The 7,589-nt window shown below is 72.2% G+C and carries 5 protein-coding genes; all 5 read right to left on the bottom strand.

Going from position 1 to position 7,589, the window contains the following annotated elements; genetic code table 11:
* Positions 1 to 139 precede the first annotated feature (139 nt).
* The gene (locus tag AUL35_RS08215; RefSeq protein WP_062013896.1) at positions 140 to 3,124 is read right to left on the bottom strand and encodes a sarcosine oxidase subunit alpha family protein; all 2,985 of its coding nucleotides are present in this window, start codon (positions 3,122 to 3,124) and stop codon (positions 140 to 142) included.
* On the bottom strand, positions 3,121 to 3,465 hold the full coding sequence (locus tag AUL35_RS08210; protein WP_062013894.1) for a sarcosine oxidase subunit delta: 345 nt from the start codon (positions 3,463 to 3,465) through the stop codon (positions 3,121 to 3,123). Before AUL35_RS08210 ends, AUL35_RS08215 begins: the two co-directional genes overlap by 4 nt.
* Before the next feature lie 11 nt (positions 3,466 to 3,476).
* The gene (locus AUL35_RS08205; RefSeq protein ID WP_062013892.1) at positions 3,477 to 4,733 is read right to left on the bottom strand and encodes a sarcosine oxidase subunit beta family protein; all 1,257 of its coding nucleotides are present in this window, start codon (positions 4,731 to 4,733) and stop codon (positions 3,477 to 3,479) included.
* 129 nt (positions 4,734 to 4,862) lie between these two features.
* On the bottom strand, positions 4,863 to 5,360 hold the full coding sequence (locus tag AUL35_RS08200) for a hypothetical protein (protein WP_062013890.1): 498 nt from the start codon (positions 5,358 to 5,360) through the stop codon (positions 4,863 to 4,865).
* Positions 5,357 to 7,525 carry a glycoside hydrolase family 3 N-terminal domain-containing protein gene (locus tag AUL35_RS08195; protein WP_062013888.1) on the bottom strand — a complete coding sequence of 723 codons (2,169 nt, stop codon included), beginning with the start codon at positions 7,523 to 7,525 and terminating at the stop codon, positions 5,357 to 5,359. Before AUL35_RS08195 ends, AUL35_RS08200 begins: the two co-directional genes overlap by 4 nt.
* Positions 7,526 to 7,589: the final 64 nt, after the last annotated feature.

The following is a 7,589-nucleotide window of genomic DNA, read 5'->3' as shown; positions in this document are numbered from 1 at the left end:
GAGCGCCGCGCCGAGCCGCTCGATTGCCGCCTCGTCGCGCAGGCGCAAGGCGAGGCGTGCGGCGATCGGCTCGGCCGTGACGCGCAGGCGCGGCGTCTGGATGGGTGTGGCGAGAAGGGCGTCGAGGGGGGAGGCCGGTTCAAGCATGGAGGCGCTCGTTCTCGCGGTCGTAGAAGACGGGATCGACGATGGTGGCGGGTACGCGGCCCTCGGGCATGGGCACGTCGACGGTCTCGCCGATGCGGCCCCGCCCGCCCTCCACCAGCGCCAGCGCGATGGTGCGGCCCACGGCCTGCGAGCGATAGGAGGAGGTGACGTGGCCGAGGGCATGGTCGGGCACGAAGGCCTGGACGTCCTCGTCGTGCGGCACGACCTGCGCGCCCTCTTCCAGGAGATGGGCGGGGTCGCGGGTGAGGAGGCCCACCATCTGCTTGCGGTTCGCGGCCTGGAGCGCGGGCCTGGCCAGCGAGCGCATGCCCACGAAGTCGTGCTTCTTCTTGGCGACCGCCCAGGCGAGGCCGACATCGTCCGGCACCGCCGTGCCGTCGGTCTCCTGGCCGATGATGATATAGCCCTTCTCGGCGCGCAGGACGTGCATGGTCTCGGTGCCGTAGGGCGTGATGTCGAACGGCCGGCCGGCCTCGACGATCCGCTCCCAGACCTGCCGGCCGTAGCCCGCCGGCACGTTGACCTCGAAGCCGAGCTCGCCTGTGAACGACACGCGCCACAGCCGGGTCGGCACGCCGCCAGCGATCGTGCCGGCGCGCCAGGTCATATGCGGCATGGCGCTCGCCGACAGGTCGATCCCTTCCACCAGCGGCTCCAGCACGCGGCGCGCGTTCGGCCCCTGCACGGCGATCGTCGCCCATTCCTCGGTGACCGAGGTCAGCCACACGTCGAGATGAGGCCACTCGGTCTGGAGATAGTCCTCCATGTGGTGGAGGACGCGCGGCGCGCCGCCCGTGGTGGTGGTGAGCTGGAAGCGGTCCTCGGCGATGCGCGCCACCACGCCGTCGTCCATCACGAAGCCGTCCTCGCGCAGGAGGACGCCGTAGCGAAGGCTGCCCACAGCGAGTTTCTTGAAGGGGTTGGTGTAGAGGCGGTCGATGAACTCGGCCGCGTCGGGTCCCGCGACCTCGATCTTGCCGAGCGTCGAGGCGTCGAAGACGCCGACCGAGGCGCGAACGGCGCGGCACTCGCGCGCGACCGCCGCGTGCATGTCTTCGCCGTTCCGCGGGAAGTAGTGCGCGCGCTTCCAGAGCGACACGTCCTCGAAGGCCGCACCGTTCTCGACCGCCCAGTCGTGGATCGGCGTGCGCCGCACGGGATCGAAGAGCTCGCCCCGGGCCGTGCCCGCGAACAGGCCGAACGAGGTCGGCGTGTAGGGCGGGCGGAAGGTGGTGAGGCCGACCTTCGGCTCGGGGATCTTCAGCTCGTTCGAGACGATGGCGAGCGCGTTGATGTTGGACAGGCGCCCCTGATCGGTCGCCATGCCGCTCGTGGTGTAGCGCTTGACGTGCTCGATCGAGCGGAAGCCCTCCTGCGTGGCGAGCCGCACGTCCTTGGCGGTCACGTCGTTCTGGAAGTCGACGAAGCTCTTCACCTCGCGCGGATCGTGCGGATGGGGGCACTCGCCCCGGAAGCCGTCGTGTCCGGTGTCGCGCGCGTCCACGTGCCAGGGCGAGGCGGCGTCAGTCGCGTTCGCGCCCGCCGCCCAGCCGTCGCGAAGGCAACCAGCGAGGTCAAAGACGCCGCGGCAGGCGCCCACGGAGCGCTCGGCCTCCACGGATTCGGCCGGCACATAGGCCTCCAGCGCCTCGTCCCAGCGCATCTTCCCGCGCGACTGCGAGAAGAGCGAGATGGTTGGCGTCCAGCCGCCCGACATGAGAAGCGCGTCGCAGCTGAAATCCTCGCCGCTGCGGTCGCCGCGCCGCGTGAGGGTGGCCGAGGAGATGCGCAGCCGCCCTGCGGTGCCGGTGACGGCGGTGTCGGTGAGAATGCGGATGCCGGCCGCGCGCGCGGCCTCGACGAAGGGGCCGTCCGGCGACTCGCGAAGGTCCGCGATCGCCGCGATCTCGACGCCCATCGCATGAAGGTCGAGCGCGGCGCGATAGGCACTGTCGCCGGCGGTCGCCACCACCACGCGCCGTCCGACCAGGGCGCCGTAGCGTCGGGCGAAGACGCGGGCGCTTTCGGCGAGCAGGATACCGGGCCGGTCGTTGCCGGGAAACACGAGCGGGCGCTCGATCGAGCCGGTCGCGAACACGACGCGGCCGGCGCGCACCTGCCACATGCGCTCGCGCGGCAGGTCGGGCGAGGCGTCGGGCAGATGGTCGGCGAGGCGCTCGGCAAGGCCCAGCATGTTGTGCGGGTAGAAGCCGAAGGCGGTGGTGCGCGGCAGAAGCGTGACGTTGGGCCGACGCGAGAGCTCGGCGAGCGCGCGCTCGGCCCATTTGGCGGGCGGCTGCCCGTCGATCGTGCCGTCGCTCTCGTGCAGGAGCGACCCGCCCATCTCGGCCTGCTCGTCGCACAGGATCACGCGGGCCTCGGCGTCCTCGGACGCCGCCAGCGCTGCGGCCAGCCCTGCGGGGCCCGCGCCCACCACCAGCACCTCGCAATGGGCGAAGCGCTGCGCGTAGCGGTCGGCGTCGGGGGCGGTCGGGGCGCGGCCGAGGCCCGCCGCGCGGCGGATCATCGGCTCGTAGAAGCGCTCCCAGGCCTTGGGCGGCCACATGAAGGTCTTGTAGTAGAAGCCCGCCGACAGGAAGCGGCCGAGCGCGCCGTTCACCGCGCCGACATCGTGCTTCAGCGAGGGCCAGCGGTTCTGGCTCTCGGACACGAGACCTTCCGTGATCTCGACCTGCGTGGCGCGCAGGTTCGGCGTGTAGCGGCTCTGCGCGTCGCCGACGCCCACCAGCGCGTTGGGCTCCTCCGAGCCGGCCGACACGAAGCCGCGCGGGCGGTGGTACTTGAACGAGCGCCCGACGAGGTGCACGCCGTTGGCGATCAGCGCCGAGGCGAGCGTGTCGCCCTGGAAGCCCCCGTAGCTCCTGCCGTCGAAGCGGAAGCGCACGGGGCGGTTGCGGTCGATCCGCCCTTGGGACGCGTGACGGAACGCGCTCATCGGGCGGTCTCCGCGGACCAGGTGCCGTGGTTGTCGCCGCTGAGCGCCGGCGCGTTCTCCTCCGCGCCGCCGTCGGGGCGCGGCTCGCCGACCTTGTAGGTCGTCTGGAAGAAGTCGGTGCGCGTGTCGCGAAGGGCGTTGAAGAAACGGGCGCAGCCGTGGACGTGGCGCCAGCGCTCGGCATGGACGCCGCGTGGGTTGGCGCGCGTGTAGAGGAAGTCGCCCCAGCTATCCGCCGGCTCGGCGGACGGGGTCTCGGCGCGCACCACGTGCGCCTCTCCGCCGTAGCGGAACTCGAGCTCGGGGCGGGGGCCGCAATAGGGGCAGTGGATGAGGAGCATGGCGGGTTTCCTCAGTGCGCGACGGCGGCGGCGGCCGCCTCGTCGATCAGGACGCCGTCGCGGAAGCGCTCGATCGTGAAGGGGGCGTTGATCGGGTGCGGCTCGCCGGTCGCGACCGTGTGGGCGAAGACGTGGCCCGAGCCCGGCGTCGCCTTGAAGCCGCCCGTGCCCCAGCCGCAGTTCACGAAGAGGCCGGGCACCGGCGTCTTGCCGATGATCGGCGAGCGGTCGGGCGTCACGTCCACGATGCCGCCCCAGGAGCGCAGCATGCGCATGCGCCGGAACTGCGGGAAGAGCTCGCAGATCGCGTCCAGCGTATGGTTGGCGATGTGGAGGCCGCCGCGCTGGGTGTAGCTCGTGTAGGCGTCGGTGCCAGCTCCGATCACCAGCTCGCCCTTGTCGCTCTGCGAGATGTAGGCGTGGATCGTGTTCGACATGACGACGCAGGGGAAGACCGGCTTCACCGGCTCCGAGACGAGGGCCTGGAGCGGGTAGCTTTCCAGCGGCAGGCGCACGTCGGCCATGGACATGACCACGGAGGTCGCACCGGCGGCCACCACGCCGATGCGCGGCGCGTCGATCGACCCGCGTGTCGTCTCGACGCCGATCACCTGCCCGTTGCCGCCGCGCCGAATCGCGGTGACCTCGCAGTTCTGGACGATGTCGACGCCCATCGCGGAGGCTGCGCGCGCATAGCCCCAGGCGACCGCATCGTGGCGCGCCGTGCCGCCGCGCCGCTGCAACGCGCCGCCGAGAACGGGATAGCGCATGGTGGATGCGTCGATGTTGAGCGGCGGGCAGTAGGCCTTGCACTCTTCCGCCGTGAGCCACTCGTTGTCGACGCCCGCCAGGCGGTTGGCGTGGACGTGGCGTTTGAAGACCTGGATGTCGTGGACGTTGTGGGCGAGCATCATGACGCCGCGCGGGGAGTACATGACGTTGTAGTTGAGGTCCTGGGAGAGGCCTTCCCAGAGCTTCACGGCGTGCTCGTAGAGCCGGGCCGACTCCTCGAACAGGTAGTTCGAGCGGATGATCGTGGTGTTGCGGCCCGTGTTGCCGCCGCCGATCCAGCCCTTTTCCAGGACCGCGACGTTGCGCAGGCCATGCTCCTTGGCGAGGTAGTAGGCGGTGGCGAGCCCGTGCCCTCCGCCGCCCACGATCAGGGCGTCGTAGCTCTTCTTGGGCGCGGCGTCGCGCCATTGCGCCTGCCAGTCCCGGTTGGAGCCGAGAGCCTTGCGGACGACGGCATAGGCGGAAAAGCGCTGCATGGAGCGAAGGTCCCTAGCGTCAACGATCACGTGGAAATCTCGCACCGCACCGCGCGCGGCGGCCAGTACGAAACGGCGATGGTTCGGTACGTGAGCGACATGAGGCGGAGGATCGCGACATGGAGCGGTTCACAGGATACGGATCGCGCGCGGCGAGCCCAAGTCGTCGAGGAGGGCGGTCAGGCGCTTTGCCGCCGCACCGTCGCGCAGGGCAAGCGCGAAGGCGTGGGGCGCCGCGCGGGGGTCGGCGAGGAGGCGCGCCAGTGCCGCCAAGGTCTCCGCATCGTCGAAACGGCGCGACCGGGCGGGCGCGGCCAGATGCAGCCCGTGCGGGGGAAGGGGCAGGAGCCGGTCGGCCGCAAGGGGGCCGAGCGCGGCGAGGGCGCGCGGCGACAGGCAGCCGAGGCCCGCGCCGGCCGGGGCCGCGCCTTCGGCGACCAGCACGAGACCGGCCGGTGGCCTGGGTCCAAGGCGCAGCCACAGCCGCTCGGCGGAAACCGGCTCCGGCAGAACGAGAAGCGGAGGCGGTGGGGTGTCTGCCCGCGCGGCAAGCCCCGGCAGGGCGAGGCCCGCCGCCAGGCCCGCGCCGCCCGCCAGCACGTCGCGCCGGGTGGGTCCCGCGCTCACGAGGCGCTTCCCACGACCTCGATGCGCGTGCGCAGCAGCGTGGCCGGGTCGGCCGAGGGGCCGACCAGAATCTCGTACTCGCCCCGCTCGACGCTTCGCGCGAGGTCGGGGCCGGGAAAGGCCAGCGCCGAGACGGGCAGGGGGATGGTGCAGCGCGTATGCCCGCCGGGGGCGAGCGAGACGCGCGCGAAGCCCTGAAGCTCGAGGCGCGGGCGCGCGACGCGGGCAACGGGCTTGCGCGAGAACAGGAACACGGTTTCCTCGGCCGTGTGCGCCCCCTCGTTGCGCAGGTCGAGCGAGACCAGCACTGTCTCGTCCTCGCGCGCTCCCGCCGGTTCGGCTCGAAGGTTTTCGCGTACGACACGGCCGTAGGTCAGGCCATGGCCGAAGAAGAACTGGGGGTCGGGCGAGAGGTCGATATACTTGCTGGTGTAGTGCTCGTCGGAAGGCGGTCGCCCGCCGGGACGCTCGGCAAAGAAGATCGGCACCTGTCCCACGGCGCGCGGCCAAGTGACCGGCAGGCGTCCCGAGGGCGAGACGCGGCCCGTCAGGACGTCGGCAACCCCCGATCCCGCCTCCGTGCCGCCGAACCAGGTGGCGAGCACGGCGCCCGCCCGGTCGAACAGCCAGGGCACCGTGAGCGGCCGGCCGGCGGCGAGAAGCGCGACCGTCGGGCGGCCGAGCGCCAGCACGGCGCGCGCGAAGTTGGTCTGGTCGCCCGGCAGGTCGAGACCCGTGCGGCTCGCGGCCTCGCCGGTCATGGCGCGGGACTCGCCGAGCGCCAGCACCACGAGATCGGCGCCGCGCGCCAGCGCCAGCGCCGGCTCGAAGCCGTCCGGCTCGGACTCGTCAATGCCGACGCCGCGCGCATAGGCGATCTCGCAGTCGGGCCGCGCCTCGCGTAGCCCCCGCAGGATGGTGACGGTCTCCTCGGCCTCGCCCGCGCCCGACCAGCTCCCCATCATGTCGGTCGGCGCCTCGGCCAGCGGCCCCAGCACCGCGATGCGCATGGGGCGGTCCGGCAGCGGCAGGATCGCGGGATCGTGCTGCGACAGGAGGACGACCGAGCGCGCCGCCGCTTGGCGGGCGAGCGCGCGGTGGCTTGAGACCTGGGGCCCCGCGCCCGCGTCGCCGCGCGCGAGCGCCCGCCAGGGATCACGGAAGAGGCCGAGGCGCTCCTTCAGCGCGAGCACGCGCCGCACGCTCCGGTCGATGTCGTCGATGGTGACGAGGCCGCGACGGAGCGCTTCCGGCAGGCCGGTCTCGTAGGCGCCGCCGCTCATCATGTCGATGTCGACGCCGGCCCGGAGCGCGAGGCTTGCGGCCTCGGCGAGATCGGCGGCGACGCCGTGCGGGATCAGCTCGGCGACCGCGTTGTAGTCGCTCACCACCACGCCGCGAAACCCCTTCTCGCCGCGCAGCCAGCCACCCAGAAGCGCCCCGTTCGCCGTCATCGGCACGCCGGAGAGGTCGGAGAAGGCCGGCATGATGCAGGCGCAATCCTCCTCCAGCGCCGCCTCGAAGGGGGGCAGGTAGGTCTCGCGCAGCGTGCGCTCCGAGACGTCGGTGGAGGCGTAGTCGCGCCCCGCCGAGGCCGCGCCGTAGGCGACGAGGTGCTTGGCGGTGGCCGCCAGGCGGTCGGGGTCGGCGAGGTTCGAGCCTTGAAAGCCGCGCAGCTTGGCGCGGGCGTAGAGCGCGGCGACGAGCGGGTCCTCGCCCGCCCCTTCCGCCATGCGCCCCCAGCGCGGGTCGCGCGCGATGTCGAGCATGGGCGCGAAGGTCAGCGCGACGCCGTCGGCCGCCGCCTCGCGCGCGGCCACGCGCGCCGTCTCCTCCCAGAGTTCGGGATCGAAGCTGGCGGCTTCGCCGAGCGGGATCGGAAACACGGTGCGGTGGCCGTGCACGACGTCGAAGCCGAGCAGCAGCGGGATCTTGAGCCGCGATTCCTCCAGCGCGACACGCTGGATCTCGCGCACCGCGCCGGGCCCGAAGACGTTGAGAAGGCTGCCCGCGCGGCCCTCGCGTACCGATTGCGAGACATCCCCTCCGACCACCGGCCCGGTCACCGAGAAGCCGGCGGCGAGCATGGTGAGCTGGCCGATCTTCTCCGGCAGCGTCATCTGCGCGAGAAGCGCCTCGATCCGAGGCGATGGCGTGTCTGACATGGGTCGCGCGCGCTCCGTCCAGCTAGCGGAGCCGCCTTCTCGCGGAGAAATGTGGCGACCGCCA

Origin of the sequence: Aureimonas sp. AU4 (assembly GCF_001463765.1) — a bacterium.
Classification (GTDB): domain Bacteria; phylum Pseudomonadota; class Alphaproteobacteria; order Rhizobiales; family Rhizobiaceae; genus Aureimonas.
The sequence above is the reverse complement of the archived record's forward strand: the minus strand, read 5'-3'. Positions and strand labels throughout refer to the sequence as shown.